18 protein-coding genes and 1 pseudogene are annotated in these 17,763 nt (G+C 73.2%); 8 read left to right on the forward strand and 11 right to left on the reverse strand.

Annotation, left to right across the window (positions count from 1 at the left end):
- Positions 1-47 precede the first annotated feature (47 nt).
- Together ACH5HR_RS04190 and ACH5HR_RS04195 are read right to left on the reverse strand one after the other, a co-directional pair.
- The gene (locus ACH5HR_RS04190) at positions 48-728 is read right to left on the reverse strand and encodes a redox-sensing transcriptional repressor Rex (protein WP_402372738.1); all 681 of its coding nucleotides are present in this window, start codon (positions 726-728) and stop codon (positions 48-50) included.
- Positions 725-1,000, reverse strand: a complete 276-nt coding sequence (locus tag ACH5HR_RS04195; protein ID WP_402372950.1) for a glutaredoxin family protein — start codon at positions 998-1,000, stop codon at positions 725-727. Before ACH5HR_RS04195 ends, ACH5HR_RS04190 begins: the two co-directional genes overlap by 4 nt.
- Positions 1,001-1,050: 50 nt before the next feature.
- Here ACH5HR_RS04195 and ACH5HR_RS04200 point away from each other — a divergent pair, with 50 nt between their 5' ends.
- Positions 1,051-1,866: an HAD family hydrolase gene (locus ACH5HR_RS04200; RefSeq protein WP_402372740.1), complete on the forward strand. Its 816-nt coding sequence runs from the start codon at positions 1,051-1,053 to the stop codon at positions 1,864-1,866.
- A 111-nt stretch (positions 1,867-1,977) separates the two neighbouring features.
- Here ACH5HR_RS04200 and ACH5HR_RS04205 read toward each other — a convergent pair whose 3' ends face one another.
- A complete protein-coding gene (locus tag ACH5HR_RS04205; RefSeq protein WP_003792170.1) occupies positions 1,978-2,076 on the reverse strand; it encodes a 30S ribosomal protein bS22 in 99 nt (32 codons plus the stop codon).
- A 170-nt stretch (positions 2,077-2,246) separates the two neighbouring features.
- The gene (locus ACH5HR_RS04210; RefSeq protein WP_416476422.1) at positions 2,247-3,422 is read right to left on the reverse strand and encodes an acetoin utilization protein AcuC; all 1,176 of its coding nucleotides are present in this window, start codon (positions 3,420-3,422) and stop codon (positions 2,247-2,249) included.
- Between the two features lie 49 nt (positions 3,423-3,471).
- Between ACH5HR_RS04210 and ACH5HR_RS04215 the strand changes: the two genes are divergently transcribed.
- Both ACH5HR_RS04215 and ACH5HR_RS04220 read left to right on the forward strand, forming a co-directional pair.
- Positions 3,472-4,890, forward strand: coding sequence for a TrkH family potassium uptake protein (locus ACH5HR_RS04215; protein ID WP_402372744.1), 1,419 nt, complete (start codon positions 3,472-3,474; stop codon positions 4,888-4,890).
- A gap of 120 nt (positions 4,891-5,010) precedes the next feature.
- Positions 5,011-5,682 (forward strand): potassium channel family protein, encoded by a 672-nt coding sequence (locus tag ACH5HR_RS04220; RefSeq protein ID WP_402372747.1) that lies wholly within the window; start codon positions 5,011-5,013, stop codon positions 5,680-5,682.
- Positions 5,683-5,730: 48 nt separating this feature from the next.
- Here the strand turns inward: ACH5HR_RS04220 and ACH5HR_RS04225 are convergent, their stop codons facing one another.
- From ACH5HR_RS04225 to ACH5HR_RS04240, 4 genes and pseudogenes are all read right to left on the reverse strand, one after another.
- Positions 5,731-6,345 (reverse strand): ABC transporter permease, encoded by a 615-nt coding sequence (locus ACH5HR_RS04225; protein WP_416476424.1) that lies wholly within the window; start codon positions 6,343-6,345, stop codon positions 5,731-5,733.
- Between the two features lie 236 nt (positions 6,346-6,581).
- A pseudogene (locus ACH5HR_RS04230) lies at positions 6,582-7,091 on the reverse strand (ABC transporter ATP-binding protein); the annotation flags it as partial.
- Between the two features lie 12 nt (positions 7,092-7,103).
- Complete coding sequence (proC, locus tag ACH5HR_RS04235) at positions 7,104-7,931, reverse strand: pyrroline-5-carboxylate reductase (protein WP_416476425.1); 828 nt, start codon at positions 7,929-7,931, stop codon at positions 7,104-7,106.
- A gap of 43 nt (positions 7,932-7,974) precedes the next feature.
- A complete protein-coding gene (locus tag ACH5HR_RS04240) occupies positions 7,975-8,640 on the reverse strand; it encodes a hypothetical protein (RefSeq protein ID WP_402372759.1) in 666 nt (221 codons plus the stop codon).
- 113 nt (positions 8,641-8,753) lie between these two features.
- On the opposite strand from ACH5HR_RS04240, the gene radA reads away from it, so the two are divergent.
- Together radA and disA are read left to right on the forward strand one after the other, a co-directional pair.
- Positions 8,754-10,196 carry a DNA repair protein RadA gene (gene radA, locus ACH5HR_RS04245; RefSeq protein ID WP_402372762.1) on the forward strand — a complete coding sequence of 481 codons (1,443 nt, stop codon included), beginning with the start codon at positions 8,754-8,756 and terminating at the stop codon, positions 10,194-10,196.
- 9 nt (positions 10,197-10,205) lie between these two features.
- Entirely contained in the window at positions 10,206-11,291 is a 1,086-nt protein-coding gene (gene disA, locus ACH5HR_RS04250; RefSeq protein ID WP_402372765.1) for a DNA integrity scanning diadenylate cyclase DisA, read from the forward strand.
- Between the two features lie 3 nt (positions 11,292-11,294).
- On the opposite strand, the gene ACH5HR_RS04255 is transcribed toward disA, so the two are convergent.
- Positions 11,295-12,074 carry a hypothetical protein gene (locus tag ACH5HR_RS04255; RefSeq protein ID WP_402372767.1) on the reverse strand — a complete coding sequence of 260 codons (780 nt, stop codon included), beginning with the start codon at positions 12,072-12,074 and terminating at the stop codon, positions 11,295-11,297.
- Positions 12,075-12,659: 585 nt separating this feature from the next.
- On the opposite strand from ACH5HR_RS04255, the gene ACH5HR_RS04260 reads away from it, so the two are divergent.
- Positions 12,660-13,538, forward strand: coding sequence for an iron-sulfur binding domain-containing protein (locus ACH5HR_RS04260; RefSeq protein WP_416476427.1), 879 nt, complete (start codon positions 12,660-12,662; stop codon positions 13,536-13,538).
- A 3-nt stretch (positions 13,539-13,541) separates the two neighbouring features.
- On the opposite strand, the gene ACH5HR_RS04265 is transcribed toward ACH5HR_RS04260, so the two are convergent.
- Positions 13,542-14,051, reverse strand: coding sequence for an amino-acid N-acetyltransferase (locus tag ACH5HR_RS04265; protein WP_416476428.1), 510 nt, complete (start codon positions 14,049-14,051; stop codon positions 13,542-13,544).
- A gap of 32 nt (positions 14,052-14,083) precedes the next feature.
- Complete coding sequence (locus ACH5HR_RS04270) at positions 14,084-15,019, reverse strand: sugar-binding transcriptional regulator (protein WP_416476898.1); 936 nt, start codon at positions 15,017-15,019, stop codon at positions 14,084-14,086.
- A 134-nt stretch (positions 15,020-15,153) separates the two neighbouring features.
- On the opposite strand from ACH5HR_RS04270, the gene ACH5HR_RS04275 reads away from it, so the two are divergent.
- Positions 15,154-16,899, forward strand: coding sequence for a glycerol-3-phosphate dehydrogenase/oxidase (locus tag ACH5HR_RS04275; protein WP_416476429.1), 1,746 nt, complete (start codon positions 15,154-15,156; stop codon positions 16,897-16,899).
- A 96-nt stretch (positions 16,900-16,995) separates the two neighbouring features.
- Positions 16,996-17,727 carry an MIP/aquaporin family protein gene (locus ACH5HR_RS04280; protein ID WP_402372781.1) on the forward strand — a complete coding sequence of 244 codons (732 nt, stop codon included), beginning with the start codon at positions 16,996-16,998 and terminating at the stop codon, positions 17,725-17,727.
- The last annotated feature ends 36 nt before the right edge of the window (positions 17,728-17,763 follow it).

Here is a 17,763-nt window from a genome sequence, read left to right on the forward strand (position 1 = left end):
CCCCGCGGCACCACCACCCGCACTACCTCGCCGCAAGCGGTACCACCTCACGGCGCCGGGACGTCGGCGTCCGACGCCGCGACGCCGTTGGCATGACGGGCCGCCGCGTGGAACGCCAGGATCTGCAGCTCTCCCGCCACGTCCACGCTGCGCACGACGACGTCGTCGGGCAGGTGCAGAGCCACCGGAGCGAAGGACAGGATCTCCCGCACGCCCGCCGACACGACCCGCTCGGCGACCTCCTGCGCGGGCGGTCCCGGGGTCGCGAGCATCACCATCGAGACGCTGCGCTCGACGATGATCTCCTCCAGGCGGTCGACGTGCTCGACCTCGATCCCGGCCGCCTGCCCGCCGACCACGGCAGGGTCCGCGTCGAGCAGCGCCACCATCTGGAACCCGCGGGCCGCGTAGCCCGAGTAGTTGGCCAGCGCGTGGCCGAGGTTGCCGACGCCTACGATCGCCAGCCGGTGCTCGGAGCCGAGGCCCAGCGCGGCGGCGATGTACGACGACAGCGACTCGACGTCGTACCCGACGCCGCGGGTGCCGAACGATCCCAGGTAGGACAAGTCCTTGCGCAGCTGCGCGGACCCGACGCCGGAACGCACTGCCAGGTCGGACGACGACGTCGTCGCCACACCTTCGCGCGTCAGGTCACGCAACGCGCGCAGGTAGAACGGAAGCCGCGCCACCGTCGCCGCGGGCACCGTCACCTCACCGATCTCGATCACGTCTTCTTCTTCCCTCCCGGGGGCCGTGCGAGCCGCCGCGCCAGCCGTGCCGCGTCGACCCGCCAGAACCCCTGCTGCACGCCGTCCACCTCGACGACGGGCACGTACTCGCCGTACCGCTCCACCAGAGCGGGCTCGGCATCGATGTCGATCTCCTGCCAGGTCTCCCCCGCCTCCGCGCACACCGCTGCGACCACCGCCCGTGCGTCGTCACACAGGTGGCAGTCCGCCCTGCTGTACACGACGACCCGGGACGTCACGTCTGGTCGCATCGTGGGCCTGCTCACGAGCACAGCGTATCGGCGCTACTACAGTGGGCAGCATGTCGTCTCATGCTGCGCCCCCGGTCGGACCGACAGCAGCAGCGTTCTTCGACGTCGACAACACCATCATCCGCGGAGCCAGCGCGTTCCACCTGGCCAGAGCGTTGTACCAACGGAAGTTCTTCGGCACGGCGGACCTGCTGCGCTTCGGCTGGATCCAGGCGAAGTACCTGGTCTTCGGCGAGTCGCGGTCCCAGATCGAGACGGTCAGGTCCCGGGCGCTGTCGCTCATCGCCGGACGCTCGGTCGCCGAGATCACCGCCGTCGGCGAGGAGGTCTACGACACGGTCCTGGAGCTGCGCATCTTTCCCGGGACCAAGCGCCTGCTGGACGAGCACCTCGCGGCCGGGAACGAGGTCTGGCTCGTCACGGCGACGCCCGTGGAGATCGGCGGCCTCATCGCACGCCGGCTCGGGGCCACGGGCTGCCTGGGCACCATCGCCGAGCACGCCGACGGCTACTACACCGGTGCGCTGGTGGGCGACCTCATGCACGGAGAGGCCAAAGGAGCGGCCGTGCGGGAGCTCGCCGAGCGCGAAGGGCTCGACCTCGAGTCGTCGTACGCGTACGGCGACTCGCTCAACGACCTGCCGATGATGCGGTCCGTGGGGCATCCGTGCCCGATCAACCCGGACGCACGGCTGCGGCGCCACGCGAAGGAGGTCGGCTGGCCGATCCGCGAGTTCCGGGGCCGCGGCCAGCGGGCTGCCGGGCGCGGGGTGCGGACGGCGTCGTGGGCCGGTGCGGCCTGGGTGCTCGGCCTCGTGCTGCGCGCGGCCCAGCGCAGCGTGCGCAAGCGGCTCCACGGGCGCTGACGCGGCGCGAGGGCGCGGGCGCCCGCCGCCGCGCCCAGGACGCAAAGAGCCCGGCACCTCTGGTGAGGTCCGGGCTCGGTGCGTGCGGCCCGCCGTCGGGCGGGCCGTGCGTCACTTCTTGTTGCGACGCTGGTGACGCGTCTTGCGAAGCAGCTTGCGGTGCTTCTTCTTCGCCATACGCTTGCGGCGCTTCTTGATGACGGAGCCCATGAGGTCCTCACAATGCTGATCGGTGGTGGAGGCCGGTTGGTCCCGACGATCCTGTTCCCCGGAAGAGTCCTGAGACCAAGCAGTGCCGACCAACGCGAAAAAGTCCGTCTCCCAGAGTACCCGACACGGACGGCTGCCCCGAATCGCGGCCCTGCGCCCGCGCCTCCGGCTCAGTCGAGGAACGGGTCCAGGCCGAGGCCGGGGAACACGTGCCGACGGGTCGCGAGAACGGCGCGGTCCACGGCGTCGGACGGGTCGTACCCCTCGCTCCACGGCCGCCACTCCACCGCGCCCCGGCCGAGCATCGTCGCGGGCGAGAGTCCCGACATCTCCTCGACCGCCGTCTGCCACGCCGCGGGCAGGGGCGCGGCAGGGGCGATCGGCACGTGCGCGGCCTCGGCCACCAGCGCGGTCCACACGAGCGGCACCACGTCGACGACGGCGTACCCGCCGCCGCCGAGCGCGACCCACCGGCCCTCGCAGAGCTCGTGCGCAAGCCCGTGCACCCACGAGGCGGCCATGAGCTGTGCGTCGATCCCCACGTTCAGGTCTGCCATCGGGTCGTTCCCGTGCGCGTCGGTGCCGTGCTGGGACACGATCACGTCGGGTCGGAACTCCCGGAGCACGAGCGGCAGGACGGCATCCACGGCACGCAGCCAGCGCGCCGAGTCGGTCCGGGGCGGCAGGGCGACGTTCACCGCCGTGCAGTCAGCGCGCTTGCCGCCGGTGTCCGCAGGGTTGCCGGTCCCGGGGAACAGCGAGTGGCCGTCCTGGTGCACGGAGACCGTCAGGACGCGCGGGTCGTCCCAGAAGATCGACTCGACGCCGTCGCCGTGATGGGCGTCGAGGTCCACGTAGGCGACCCGCTGCGCGCCGAGGTCGAGCAGCCGCTGCACCGCGGCGGCGGCGTCGTTGTAGATGCAGAAGCCCGAGGCGGCCCCGCGCCGCGCGTGGTGCATCCCGCCGGCGATGTTGAGGCCGTGCTCCGCCGCGCCGGTCCAGATCGCCTCGGCGGCGTCGACGGACGCACTGACGAGCCGCGAGGCCGCCTCGTGCATCCCGGAGAAGATCGGGTCGTCCTCGGTGCCGAGCCCTCGCGCCAGGTCGGGCTCTCCGGTGCGGTCCGCGGACTGCACCGCCGTCACGTAGTCGCCGTCGTGCACCGTGCGCACGAGCTCGTCGCTGCTCGGCGGGATGCGCACCACCTCGAGCGTGGGCTCGTCGGGCAGGCCGAAGGCCTCGACGAGCCGCATGGTCAGGTCGAGCCGTGCGGGCGCCATGGGGTGCCCGGGACCGAAGTCGTAGGTCAGGAGCTCAGGACTCCACAGCAGCCGGGCGACGGACATCCCGTCACGGTAGCGGAACCCGTGGCAGGCTGGGCCCGACGGCTGGCGGATGAGACGACGGAGGGCCCGGTCGGTGGCGACGAGGTGGCGCGATCGCGGTGCGTTGGTGCGCGAGTGGGTGGACCACACCGCCCGGGAGTACCCGGCGCGCCTCGCGATGACCGTCTTCGGCGCCGTCATCGCGCTCTTCACCGTGCTGCTGCTGCCCCCGTGGGCGACGGCGTCCGGAGAGGGTGCGAGGTTCGTCGACGCCCTGTTCACGGCGGTGTCAGCGGTCTGCGTCACCGGGCTGGTCGTGGTGGACACGGCCGACTACTGGTCCGAGTACGGGCATGCCGTCATCCTCGTGGGCATCAAGATCGGCGGGCTCGGCGTCATGACGCTCGCCTCGCTGCTCGGCATGGCGGTCTCACGACGCATCGGTCTCACCCAGAAGCTGCTCACGGCCTCCGAGGCGAAGGTGCGCACCAGCAGCCTCGGCGAGGTCGGTTACCTCATCCGCCTCATCGTCGTCGTGTCGGTGACGATCGAGGCGACCGTGGCACTGATCCTGCTGCCCCGGTTCCTCGCGCTGGGCGAGAGCTTCGGCTCGGCGCTGTGGCACGCCGTCTTCTACGGCGTCTCGGCGTTCAACAATGCCGGGTTCGTGCCGACCTCGGACGGGCTGGCGGGGTACGCCTCCGACTGGCTCGTCGTCGTGCCTATCGGGCTGGGCGTGTTCGTCGGCGCGCTCGGCTTCCCGGTGATGGCGAACGTCCTGCAGGCCCGCCGGTTCGGCCGGCGCTGGTACCGCCACCTGACGCTGCACACCAAGCTCACCGTGACGACGAGCGTCGCGCTGTTCGTGGCGGGGTTCGTGATCATCGGCGCGATGGAGTGGGCGAACCCGCGGACCCTGGGCGGGCAGGACCTGGCGACCAAGCTGCTGTCCGCGTCCTTCGCCTCGGTGATGCCGCGTTCCGGTGGGTTCAGCACCGTCGACACGGGAGCCATGAACCCGGAGACGTGGCTGGTCACCGACGCCCTGATGTTCGTGGGCGGCGGCTCGGCGTCGACGGCGGGCGGCATCAAGGTCACCACCCTGGCAGTCATGATCCTCGCGATCGTCGCCGAGGCCCGCGGAGACCGGGACATCGACGTCTTCGGACGGCGCATCCCGCGCGACACGCTCCGGCTGTCCATCGCGGTGGTGTTCATCGGCGCCACGATGGTGCTGGCCTCCTGCATCGCGCTGCTCCGGATCACCGACTTCTCGCTGTCGGAGATCTTGTTCGAGGTGATCTCGGCGTTCGCGACGGTGGGCCTGACGACCGGCATCACGAGCGGCCTGCCCGACGGCGGCAAGTACGTGCTCTGCGCGCTGATGTACCTCGGCCGCGTGGGCACGATCTCGGTGCTGGGCGCGATCGCGCTGCGGGACCGTCGGCGCGTCATACGCTTCCCCGAGGAGCGCCCGGTGATCGGGTGAGACGGAGGTGCAGTGCAGGGTGGGGACCGCAGCGAAGCAAGGTCACCGCCCGCAACGGAACCGCAGGCTCACCCGACACGGATACCGGGTCAGGCGGAGCAGAACCGGAGGACAGATCTCGTGGCAGACAAGAAGGCTCCCGCTCGCGATGCCGGGGTGCTGGTCGTCGGGCTCGGCCGCTTCGGCTCGTCCCTCGCGACGACGCTCGACCGGCTCGGCCAGGACGTGCTGGCCGTCGAGTCCGACGACCGCCTGGTCGCGTACTGGTCCGGGCGGCTTCCCGTGGTGCAGGCGGACGCCTCGAACCCGGAGGCTCTCGAGCAGCTCGGGGCGCGGGACTTCGGCGTGGTGGTCGTCGGGGTGGGGACCCAGCTCGAGGCGTCGGTGCTCATCACCGGCAACCTCGTCGACCTGGGAACGCCGCAGATCTGGGCCAAGGCGGTCTCGGCGGAGCACGGCCGCATCCTGACGCGCATCGGCGCGCACCACGTCGTCTTCCCGGAGTCGGACGCGGGTTCGCGGGTGGCGCACCTGGTGAGCGGCCAGATGTTGGACTACATCGAGGTCGAGGACGGGTTCACGATCGTCAAGATGCGCCCTCCCCGCGAGATGCAGGGCTTCACGCTCGCGCAGTCGGACGTCCGCAAGAAGTACGGCATCACGGTCATCGGCGTGAAGTCCCCGGGCGTGGAGTTCGCCTACGCGACGCCGGAGACGCGCGTCAGCGCCAACGACCTGCTGGTGTGCTCGGGGCACGCCGACCTGCTGGAGCGCTTCTCGGCGCGTTCCTGACGCCGTCGTCCACGGGGCGTCGAGGTGCGGGCGCCCCGGCGCACGGGCTCACGGGGTGCGCCGGCGCAGCGTGACGACGCCGAGGCCGACCGCGCCGACGATGAACGCGGCCGTCACGCCCGCGGAGCCTGCGACGTCGGCCCACTCGGCGCCGGCGGCGATCTGCTGCATGGCGTCGACGGCGTAGGTCAGGGGGAAGGCTCGTGAGACCCACTCGAGGATCTCGGGCATCTGGTCTCGCGGCATGATCAGCCCGCAGACGATGAGCTGGGGGAAGATCGTCGCCGGCATGAGCTGCACGGCCTGGAACTCGGTGCGGGCGAGCGCGGACGCGGCGAGGCCGAGGCACGACCCCAGGACCGCGTTGAGCAGCGCGACCAGGACGACCAGCCAGAGCGGTCCGGAGACGTCCATGCCGACGGCGACGGCGAAGGCGACCACCACGAACGCCTGCAGCAGGGCGAGTGCGGCGAAGGCGAGCGCGTAGCCGCCCACGAGGTCGCCCTTGCGCGCGGGGGTGGTCATGAGCCGTTCCAGGGTGCCGGACTGGCGCTCGCGCAGCGTGGCGACGCTGGTGACGAGGAACATGACGATGAGCGGGAAGATCCCGACGAGCTGCGGCCCGAGCTGGTCGAGCACCCTGGCGGCGGTGGTGAGCATCATCGGGGCTCCTCGTCCGCGCGGTCGATGAGCACGAGGAACGCCCGTTCGGCGTCGGGCGCGCCGGTGGTGGCGAGCAGCTCGTCCGGCGTGGTGTCGGCGACGAGCCTGCCGTCGCGCAGGAGCAGCAGGCGGTCGCACTGCACGGCCTCGTCCATGACGTGGCTGGAGACGAGGAGCGTGCGTCCCTGCGCGGCGAGCTCGCGGAACGTCGCCCACAGGTCGCGGCGGAGCACGGGGTCGAGCCCGACGGTCGGCTCGTCGAGGACGAGCAGCTCGGGGTCGCCCACGAGGGCGGCGGCGAGGGAGACGCGGGACCGTTCCCCGCCGGAGAGCGTGCCGACGAGCTGTTTCTCGTGCCCGTCCAGGTCCACGGTCGCCACCGCCCGGGCCACGGCGGCCGCGGTGCCTGACGGCGGCAGCCCGGACAGGCGCGCGAAGTAGCGCAGGTTCTGGGTGACGGTGAGGTCGGTGTAGACGGACGAGGCCTGCGTCACGTACCCGACGCGCCGTCGCAGCGCCGCGGTGCCGGCGGGCTCGCCCAGCACGGTCGCGTCGCCGGTGACGTGGTCCTGGACACCGACGAGGGCTCGCATGAGTGTGGTCTTGCCGGAGCCGGAGGGACCCAGCAGACCGACGACCTGCCCGGCGGGCACCTCCAGGTCGAGGCCGTCGACGACCTGGCGCCCGCCGCGCTCCACGACCAGCCCGCGCGTCCGCACGGCCGGTCCCGACCAGGTCTCGTCCATGGGCCGGTCCGGTCAGCCCAGCTCGGCGGCGAGCTCGCGGGAACGGTCGCGCGCCGCCTCGACGGCGGTGAGGAACGCGGCCCGCACCCCGCCGTCGTCCAGCCGCTTGAGCGCCTGGATGGTGGTGCCGCCCGGCGAGGAGACCTTCTCGCGCAGGATCGCCGGGTGCTCTCCCGTCTCGGCGAGCAGCCGGCCGGAGCCGAGCACGGTCTGGACGGCGAGCCGCCGCGCGACGTCGCGGGTCAGCCCCAGCAGGACGCCCGCCTCGGCCATCGCGTCGACGACGTAGAAGACGTATGCGGGCCCGGAGCCGGCGAGCGCCCCGAAGGCGTCGATCTCCTTCTCGGTGATCCGCACCGTCTCCCCGGTGCCGGCGAGCAGCGCCTCGACGAGCGCGACGTCCGCCTCCGCCGCCGTGGGGCCGGGGACGACGGCGGTCACCCCGGCACCGACCTGCGCCGGCGTGTTCGGCATGGTCCGCACGACCGGCTGCGCCGCGGGCAGGTGGCGGGCGTAGAAGGCCAGCGGCAGGCCGACGGCGACGCTCACCACGACGGTGTCCGGCTCCAGCGCCCCCACGACGGAGTCGAGCATCCCGCCGACGTCCTTCGGCTTGACGCCGATCACGACGACGCGCGCCCCGGTGGCGGCCGCGGCGTTGTCGGCGGTCGTGCTGATCCCGTACCGCTCGGCGAGCTCGGCGCCCCGCTCGGGCCGCCGGGCGGTGGCCACGACGTCGGACGGCGCCAGCCCGGAGCGCAGCGCGCCCACGAGGACGGCCTCGGCCATGGTGCCGGTGCCGAGGAACGCGACCCGCGTCCCGGCGATCTGCGTGGTCATCTGTGCTCTCCTGTGACGGCGGGATGGGTGGCGGCGGGACGGCCTACAGCGGGAAGGCCTGGTAGAAGTCCTGCACGAGCTGGTCTGGGCCTTCGGCCTGGAGGACGACGGTGCCGTTGCGCCAGGTGACGACGGACGTGCCGCTCTGCGCGCCCGGGGTCACGACGTAGGTGCCGACGGTCTCGTCGCCGACGGTGACGTCCCCCTCGGCCACAGGGTCGCCCGCTGCCTGCAGCAGGGCGGCGTGCACCTCCTCGGCGGCGTCCGCGTCCGCCCACTGACCGGCCTGCAGCGCGACCTCCGCGCCGCCGTCGGACCCGTCGCCGTAGGTGAGGCCCCACGCCTCGACGGCCTCGGTCTCCTCCTCGAGCTCCGAGTCCGCGGCGGCGTCGAGGCGCACGAGCTGCAGCACGGAGCCCGGCATGGAGGACAGGAGCTCGGTGGCGTCCTCGGGCAGGTCGACGGGGTCGGCCGTCGGGGTGGGCGGGGCGGCGGTGACGGTGACGTCCGGCAGCGGGTCCGCCGGCTGGCGCGCGAACCCGGGCCACACGAAGGCGGTCACGACGGCGACGACGGCGATCACGACGAGTGCGACGGCGAGCCCGACCCTGCGGCGGCGGACGGCGGCGGCCCGCGACTTGTTCTGGTGCACCTTGTCTCCCGGGGTCCGGAATCCCGGAGACATGTACCCCGGTCTCTGGTCGGCCATCGACGTCCTCCTGGTTGCTCTCGCCGCCTGCCGGCGCTGCCGACGGCGGCGTCGCGCAGAAGCCTACGGCCTGGCGCCTCCCGGTGTCGGTAGCAGCGCCTAGCGTGACGTCCGTGAGCTCCACGACCTCCGCGCGCTCGCGCGCCAAGTCCTCCCGTCCGGCCTTCCGCTGCAACGCGTGCGGGTGGACCACCGCGAAGTGGGTGGGCCGCTGCGGCGAGTGCCAGGAGTGGGGCACGGTCGCCGAGGAGGGGCCGGCCTCGGCAGGTCCGCGCACGACGGCGGTCAACCCGGTGCGCTCGGCCGCCCGGCCGATCGCGGAGATCGACGTCGACGCGGCCCGCGCCACCCCCACCGGCGTGGAGGAGCTGGACCGGGTCCTCGGTGGCGGGCTCGTGCCCGGGGCGGTCGTGCTGCTCGCCGGGGAGCCGGGGGTGGGCAAGTCGACGCTGCTGCTCTCGGTCGCCTCGAACGCGGCGCGGGGGGCCGACGGCGTGGCGCGCCCGGTGCTCTACGTCACGGGCGAGGAGTCGGCCGGGCAGGTCCGGCTGCGCGCCGAGCGGATCGGCGCCCTGGCGGACACCCTGCTGCTGGCTGCCGAGACGGACCTCGCCACGGTGCTCGGGCACCTGGAGGCCGCGGACCCGGCGCTGCTGGTCGTCGACTCGGTGCAGACGATCGCCTCGGCGGAGGTCGACGGGGCGCCGGGCGGCGTCAGCCAGGTGCGCGAGGTGGCGGGCGCGCTCATCGCGGCCGCGAAGGCGCGTCAGGTGCCGGTCCTCCTGGTCGGGCACGTCACGAAGGACGGCACGGTCGCCGGGCCGCGCACCCTGGAGCACCTGGTCGACGTGGTGTGCCAGTTCGAGGGTGACCGGCACTCGCGGCTCCGGATGGTCCGCGCGGTCAAGAACCGGTTCGGCCCCACGGACGAGGTCGGGTGCTTCGACCTCTCGGAGTCCGGGATCGTGGGCCTGAGCGACCCGAGCGGCCTGTTCCTGTCCCACCTGGGCGCGGGGGTCCCGGGCACCTGCGTCACCGTGACGCTGGAGGGACGCCGGCCGCTGGCCCTGGAGATCCAGTCGCTCGTGGCACCCTCCCCCCTGGCCAACCCGCGCCGGGCGACCAGCGGCGTGGAGTCCCAGCGGCTCGCCATGATCCTCGCGGTGCTGCACCGGCACGCCGGCCTGCGCCTGGCGGACTCCGACGTGTACGCCTCGACCATCGGCGGTGCCCGGGTCACCGAGCCCGCCGCGGACCTCGCCACCGCGCTGGCCATCGTCTCGGCCCGCACGGGCGACGCACTGCCGGCCGGCACCGTGGCGCTCGGCGAGGTGGGCCTGGCCGGGGACATCCGCCCGGTCACGGGGCTCGAGCGTCGCCTGACCGAGGCGGCCCGGCTCGGGTTCACCCGCGCCGTCGTCCCCGCCGGGACGGCCGTCAAAGCACCGGCCGGGCTCCGGTTGGCCGAGGCTCGGCACATCGCCGAGGCCGTGGAGCTCGCCGCCCAGGACGACGCGGCGCGGACGCCCCCTCGCCGTCGGGACCATCCGTCGTAGAATGCCCAGGTGGCTCCCTCCAACGCGCACCCCGACGCCCTGCTGCGGGAGACCCTCGCCGCCGTCGCCCCCGGCACGGAGCTGCGCGACGGTCTGGAACGCATCCTGCGAGGGCGCACCGGTGCGCTGATCGTGCTCGGGTTGGACAAGACGGTCGAGGGGATCTGCTCCGGCGGGTTCGAGCTCGACGTCGAGTTCTCCGCGACGCGCCTGCGCGAGCTGTCGAAGATGGACGGCGCCTGCGTGCTCGACCGCGACGCCACGCGCATCCGCCGCGCCGCCGTCCAGCTCCTGCCTGACCCGACGATCGAGACGAGCGAGTCCGGTACCCGCCACCGCACTGCCGAGCGGGTGGCGAAGCAGACCGGCCTGCCGATCGTCTCGGTGAGCCAGTCGATGCGGATCGTCGCCATCTACATCGGTGGCATGCGGCACGTCCTGGAGGACTCGGACACGATCCTGGGCCGCGCGAACCAGGCACTGGCCACGCTGGAGCGGTACCGCTCCCGGCTGGACGAGGTCTCCGGCACGCTGTCCGCCCTGGAGATCGAGGATCTGGTGACCATCCGGGACGTCTGCGCCGTGGTGCAGCGCCTGGAGATGGTCCGGCGGATCTCCGACGAGATCGACGGCTACGTCGTCGAGCTCGGGACGGACGGCCGGCTCCTCGCCCTGCAGCTCGACGAGCTGCTCGGCGGTATCGGCGCCGACCGCGACTTCGTGGTGCGCGACTACGTGGACGTGGACCGCTCGGGACGCACCACCAAGGACGTCCACGCCGACCTCGCCGCGCTCGACTCCGCCCAGCTCCTGGACCTGTCCCAGATCGGCCGCGTGCTCGAGCTGCCGGGCGGCGGGGTCGCCCTGGACGCTGCCGTCGCACCGCACGGCTACCGGCTGCTGTCCAAGGTGCCGCGCCTGCCGACGTCGATCATCGACCGGCTGGTCGCCCACTTCGGCGGGCTGCAGAAGCTGCTGGCCGCCAGCGCCGAGGACCTCATGGGCGTCGAGGGCGTCGGGGACCAGCGTGCCCGCGCGGTGCGCGAGGGCCTGTCCCGCCTCGCCGAGTCCAGCATCCTCGAGCGGTACGTCTGAGGCTCAGTCCTTCTTCTCGTCGTCGGCCTTCTCGTCGGCCTTCTTCTCGTCGTCGGGCTCGGGCTCCTGGGAGGGCGGCTCCGCCACCGCCACCGTCACTGACTCACCGCTCGCGTCGGGGACGTCGCCCAGGACGATCTCGGCCGTGTAGTCCCCGGCCGGGACGCGCTCGCGCTTCCCCTCGCAGTCGGGAGCGGACGTCGAACCGCTCCAGCGGACCGTCATGTCCCAGGGCGAGTCGACGCCCAGCAGGAGGTCCGCCCCGCCGCCACCGCCGCAGTCGGCGGAGGACCACACCCGCTCCCCCTCGGCGTCGGTCACCACCACCTGCATGCTGGAGCCGCGGCCGTCGAGCAGGCAGGGCATCCGCCCCTCGTTGGTGACGCGCAGGGTGAACGGCACGACGTCCCCCGCGGCCAGCGTGGTCGCGCCCGCGGACAGGTCCAGGGCGACGGCGCCCGCGGTGCAGGTGTCGGCAGGCCCGGACAGGTCCAGAGGCTCTGGGGGGGCCGCTTTCTCGGCGGTGAGGTCCGGGCGAGGCTCGGGCCACAGATCGCGCACGCCGTCGACCGCCCGCCCGACGCCGTAGCCGGCGGCGGTCCCGAGCCCGACGAGGAGCCCGGCGCAGAGCAGCACCACGAGCGCTCGGTTGCGCCGCGACCGACGACGGCGGAGCTCGGCCGCCGACGGCTTCCTCGGCCGGCGCTGCGGTGCCTTGCGGGGTGCGGGCCGCGCGCGGGGCCGGGGCGTGGACCCGGGCGCGACGAGGCCGTTCGTCGTCACCTTGCGTGCGGACGAGCCTCCGTCCGCCCGGCCGGTCGACCGCCGCGCGCCGCCCTGCGGAGCGGCCCTGCGCGTGCCCGAGCCTTGCGGGGCCGTCCGGGTCGAGGTGGATCCTCGCGCGCCCGAGCTCCCCGACGACCTCGGCTGCTGCGGGCCCGACCGCTGACCGGCCGACGACCTCGCGGCGGGCTTCTTCGCGGCAGGCTTTCTCGCGGCGGGCTTCTTGGCCGCCGGCTTCTTGGCCGTCGAGGCCTTGGGAGCGGCCTTGGGGGCCGGCTTCCTGGCGGCGGGCTTCTTCGCGGCAGGCTGGCGCCCGCCCGAGGCCGCACCGGACGACCCGCGGGCCGCCGTCGTGCGCTGCGACGAGGAACGCGACGACGAGCGCGAACCGCCCGACGCCCTCGACGAGGACGTCGGCCGTCCTCTGCGAGCGGGGTCGCCTCGACCCCGGTCCTTCGCTGCCGCCACTGCGCCCCCGCCTCCTGGACAGTTCCCTTCCGGCGCCACGCTACGGCGTCCGGTGCGCCGGGACACGCAGCCGCGCCGCGCTGCGGGCGTGCCCGGCACGCTCGCGGACCAGGCACAATGGCTGCCGTGCACGATCTGGTCGAGCGGGTCACCGCGTGGTACGAAGGCGCCGCCCGAGACCTGCCGTGGCGCGCGACCGACCGGACGCCGTGGGGCGTGCTCGTCTCCGAGGTGATGCTGCAGCAGACGCCCGTCGTCCGGGTCGAGCCGGTGTGGCGTGCGTGGATGCGACGCTGGCCGACGCCCGCGGACCTCGCCGCCGCACCGACGTCCGACGTGCTGCGCGCGTGGGGCCGGCTGGGCTACCCCCGCCGGGCGCTGCGTCTCGCGGACTGCGCCCGCACGGTCGTCGAGCGGCACGACGGCGTGGTCCCCGCCGACGAGGAGTCGCTGCGCGCGCTGCCGGGGGTCGGCGAGTACACCGCCGGCGCGGTGCGGGCGTTCGCGTACGGACGGCGCTCCGTCGTCGTGGACACGAACGTGCGGCGGGTACAGGCCCGGGCCGTCACCGGTGTCGCGCTGCCCGCGCCGTCGTACACGGCGGCCGAGCGCGCGCTCGCGGCCTCCCTGGTGCCCGCCGACGACGCGACCGCCGCCGCGTGGGCCGCCGCGTCGATGGAGCTCGGCGCGCTCGTCTGCACCGCGAGGTCCCCGCGCTGCGACGCGTGCCCGCTGCGGGCGGCGTGCGCCTGGCGGCTCGCCGGGTACCCGGCGGACGAGCACGCGGCCCGACGGCGGACCCAGGCCTGGGAGGGCACCGACCGGCAGGTGCGGGGCCGCGTCATGGCGGCACTGCGGGGCGCCGACGCTCCCGTGCCGCGGGCGCTGCTCGCCGACGCCGGGCCGGCCGGGCAGCTCGACCGCTGCCTTGCCGGGCTCGTCGAGGACGGCCTGGCGGAGACCGACGACGCGGGGCGCTACCTCCTGCCGGTCTGAGCCTCAGAGCTCGAGCAGCATCCGCGTGTTGCCCAGGGTGTTCGGCTTGACCCGGGCCAGGTCGAGGAACTCCGCGACGCCGTCGTCGTGGGAGCGCAACAGCTCGGCGTACACCTCGTGCGAGACCGGGGTGCCCTGGATCTCCTGGAAGCCGTGCGCGGCGAAGAAGTTCACCTCGAACGTGAGGCAGAACAGCCGGCGCAACCCCATCGCCCGCGCCCGGCCGACGAGCTCGGTGACCAGCGCGTGCCCGACGCCGCGCCCGGTCCAGGACCGGTCGACCGCGAGCGTCCGGATCTCGGCGACGTCCTCCCACATGACGTGCAGCGCGCCGCAGCCGATCACCCCGTGGTCGGGTCCGCCGTCGGCCACGACGAACTCCTGGACGGCCTCGTAGTAGCCGACCATCTCCTTGGCCAGCAGGATCCGCTCGTTGGCGTACGGCTCGACCAGCCGGCGCACGACGCGGACGTCGGCGGGCAGTGCGGGACGGACGGTGAAGCGCTCGGGCACCCGCCCACCTTATGGCCGCCACGCACGAATGTTCAGGGCATAGCCTCGGCGTCGGCGAGCAGCACTGCCGTCATCTCGTCGATCACCAGGTCGGTCACGACGCCCGCCGCGAGCGCCGCGCGCAGCGGCACCACCTTGTTGTCGCCGGCGACGACGCAGAGCCGGCGCGGGATGCGGCGCAGCTGGTCCGGCGTCGGCCCGGTCGCCCGCGCGTTGATCGCGATGTCGCGGTAGGTGCCGTCGGGCCGCAGGAACACGGTGCAGACGTCCCCGGCCACCCCGGCGCGGTCGAGCGTGGCGACGTCCTCGGGGTCCAGGTAGCCGGCCGAGTACACGTGGGAGGGCACTCCCGTGAGCGCCCCGACGGAGAAGACCGCCAGGTCGGTGCGGGACTGGTAGTCCAGGACGCGGCGCACCGACCGTTCGCGCCACATCGCGGCGCGGGTCTCGGCGTAGTCGAAGAAGGCCGGCACCGGGAAGTGGTGCACGCTGGCCTCGAAGGCCGAGCCGATCTGGTCGATCAGGCCGCCCGCATAGCTCACGCCGGAGGTCCGGGTGTTGGCCGCCCCGTTGAGCTGGACCACGGACGAACCACGGGTCGCCTTGTGCGTCAGGTGCTCGGCCACTGCTCCCAGCGTCGTCCCCCACGCCACGCCGAGCACCATGTCGGAGTCGAACCAGCGCGAGACGAGGCGGGCGGCGGTGCGCGCCACCTGACCGAGGCGCTCGGCGTCGTCGGCCGAGTCGGCCACGGGCACCACGTAGACCTCGATGCCGTACCGCGAGACCAGCTCGCGGCCCAGCCCGGGCGCGCGGGAGTGGGCCGGGCGCAGCGTGATCTCCACTACGCCGGTGTCCCGCGCGCGCTTGAGGAGCCGCGAGACGGTGGACCGCGACGTGCGCAGGTGACGCGCGATCGACTCCATCTTCATGTCCTGCAGGTAGTACATGGTCGCGGCCATGACCATGTCGCGCTCCCGGGTGATCGTCACGACGCCAGCGTGCCGCATGACACCGCTTCTTGCACGTTCGTGCACCTAGGTTGCGAGAACGTTCCCGCAGTGTTGCCCTGGTGTCGTCCCCACCGAGAGGAGCACCACCGATGGCCTCCCGCCTCACCGCAGAGTCCCGCACCCGGGCCCTGACCGCCCTGGAGAGCTCCCAGGAGCCCGCCACCGAGCTCGACGTCCTCGTCATCGGCGGTGGGGTCACCGGTGCCGGCATCGCGCTCGACGCCGTCACCCGCGGGCTGTCCACCGCGATCGTCGAGGCCCAGGACTGGTCGGCAGGAACCTCGAGCTGGTCCAGCAAGCTTGTCCACGGCGGCCTGCGCTACCTGCAGATGCTCGACTTCTCGCTGGTGCACGAGGCGCTGACCGAGCGCGACCTGCTCCTGAAGGAGATCGCGCCGCACCTGGTCAAGCCCGTGCCGTTCCTCTACCCGCTCGAGCACCGCGTGTGGGAGCGGGCCTACGTCGGCGCGGGCATCGCCCTGTACGACACCCTGGCCGCGATCGCGCCGGGCCGGCGCGCGATGCCCATCCACCGGCACGTCAGCCGCCGCCAGATCGCGCAGAAGTTCCCCGACCTGGCGCACGAGGCCGCCATCGGCGCCATCCAGTACTGGGACGCCTCCGTCGACGACTCGCGCCTCGTCAGCACGTTGGTGCGTACCGCCGTCGACTACGGCGCGCACGCCGCGTCGCGCACGCAGGTGGTGAGCCTCACGAAGTTCGCGACCGGCGCGGTCAACGGCGCCGTCGTCGTCGACCTCGAGACGGGGCGCGAGATCCCCGTCCGTGCGCGCCACGTCATCAACGCGACCGGCGTGTGGACCGAGGACACCGAGGCGCTCGCCGGCGACGAGGGCGGCCTGCGGGTCCTCGCCTCCAAAGGCATCCACATCGTCGTGCCCCGCGAGCGCGTCAAGGGCAAGGTCGGCCTGATCCTGCAGACCGAGAAGTCGGTGCTGTTCATCATCCCGTGGTCGCGCTACTGGATCATCGGCACCACGGACACACCGTGGGAGCAGGACCCAGTGCACCCGGTGGCCACCGCCGCCGACATCGACTACGTGCTGGACCACGCGAACGCCGTGCTGGCCCACCCGCTGACGCGCGAGGACATCATCGGCACCTATGCCGGCCTGCGCCCCCTGCTGCAGCCCGGCACCAAGGAGGGCACCGGCTCCTCCAAGGTCTCCCGCGAGCACACCGTCGCCTCCCCCGCTCCCGGCCTGACCGTCATCGCGGGCGGCAAGCTGACCACCTACCGGGTGATGGCCAAGGACGCCGTCGACTTCGCGATCGGCCAGCGCGCGCACGCCCTGCCGTCGGTGACGCACCAGATCCCGCTCGTCGGCGCCGTCGGCCTCTCCGCCGTCCGTCGCCAGGCGCGCGCCTGGTCGCAGCGGTACCGCTGGAGCCCTGCGATGCTCGACCACCTGCTGCACCGTTACGGCTCGGCGCTGCGCGAGCTCGTCACCCTCTGCGAGGAGGACCTGTCGCTCGCCAGGCCGCTGGAGCACGCGCCGGCCTACCTGCGCGCGGAGATCTACTACGCCGTCAGCCACGAGGGCGCCCTCCACCTGGAGGACCTGCTCCTGCGCCGCACCCGCCTCGTCTACGAGGTGGCGGACAAGGGCCGGGCGGCGCTCGACGAGATCGCCGAGATCGTGGCGCCGCTGCTCGGCTGGGACGAGGAGGCGAAGCAGGCCGAGATCGAGGCCTACCGCGCCCGCGCCGACGCCGAGGACGCCGCAGCCCGACAGCCGGACGACGCCTCGGCCGGGGAGGCCCGCTCCCAGGCCCCCGACGTGGCGCCGATGCAGCCGCTGCGGACCGCCTGACCCGAACCACCACAGACCCCGGCGCCCCGGCGCCGGACCGTCCCGACACCGATGTCCGGGACGGACCTCCAAGTCAGACCAGAGAGCGAGACGACGATGTCAACAGGCCAGATCTTCGTCACCGAGATGATGGGCACCATGGTGCTGCTCCTCCTCGGTGGCGGCGTGGTGGCGAACGCCATCCTGCCGAAGACCAAGGGTTTCAACGGCGGATGGCTGCTCATCAACTTCGGTTGGGGCCTCGGCGTGTTCACCGGTGTGTTCGTGGCCTTCTCCACCGGCGCGCACATCAACCCGGCGGTCACGGTCGGGCTGATGGCCAACGGTGCCGAAGAGTTCGGCCCCGGCATCCCCGCGACCTTCGCCAACGCGATGATCTACATCAGCGCCCAGATGGTCGGTGCCTTCCTCGGTGCCGTCCTGACGTACCTCGCCTACAAGAAGCACTTCGACCAGGACGCGGACCCGGCGGTCAAGCTCGGCGTCTTCTCCACCGGGCCGGAGATCCGGTCCTACGGCTGGAACCTGGTCACCGAGATCCTCGCGACCTTCGTGCTCGTCTTCGGTGTGCTGTCCTTCGCCAACTGGCCCGGCGACATGGGGCCCCTGGCCGTCGCCCTGCTCGTGGTCGGTATCGGCGCGAGCCTCGGTGGCCCGACCGGGTACGCCATCAACCCGGCGCGTGACCTCGGACCGCGCATCGCCCACGCACTGCTGCCCATCCGGGGCAAGGGTCCCAGCGACTGGTCCTACGCGTGGGTGCCGGTCGTCGGCCCGCTCCTGGGTGGTGCGCTCGCCGGCCTGCTCGCCACCGTCGTCATCTTCTGACCACCCCTCGTCCCTGCGACCACCACCGAACCCCAC

The organism is Isoptericola maris (genome assembly GCF_048065335.1).
GTDB classification, from domain to species: Bacteria; Actinomycetota; Actinomycetes; order Actinomycetales; family Cellulomonadaceae; genus Isoptericola; species Isoptericola rhizosphaerae.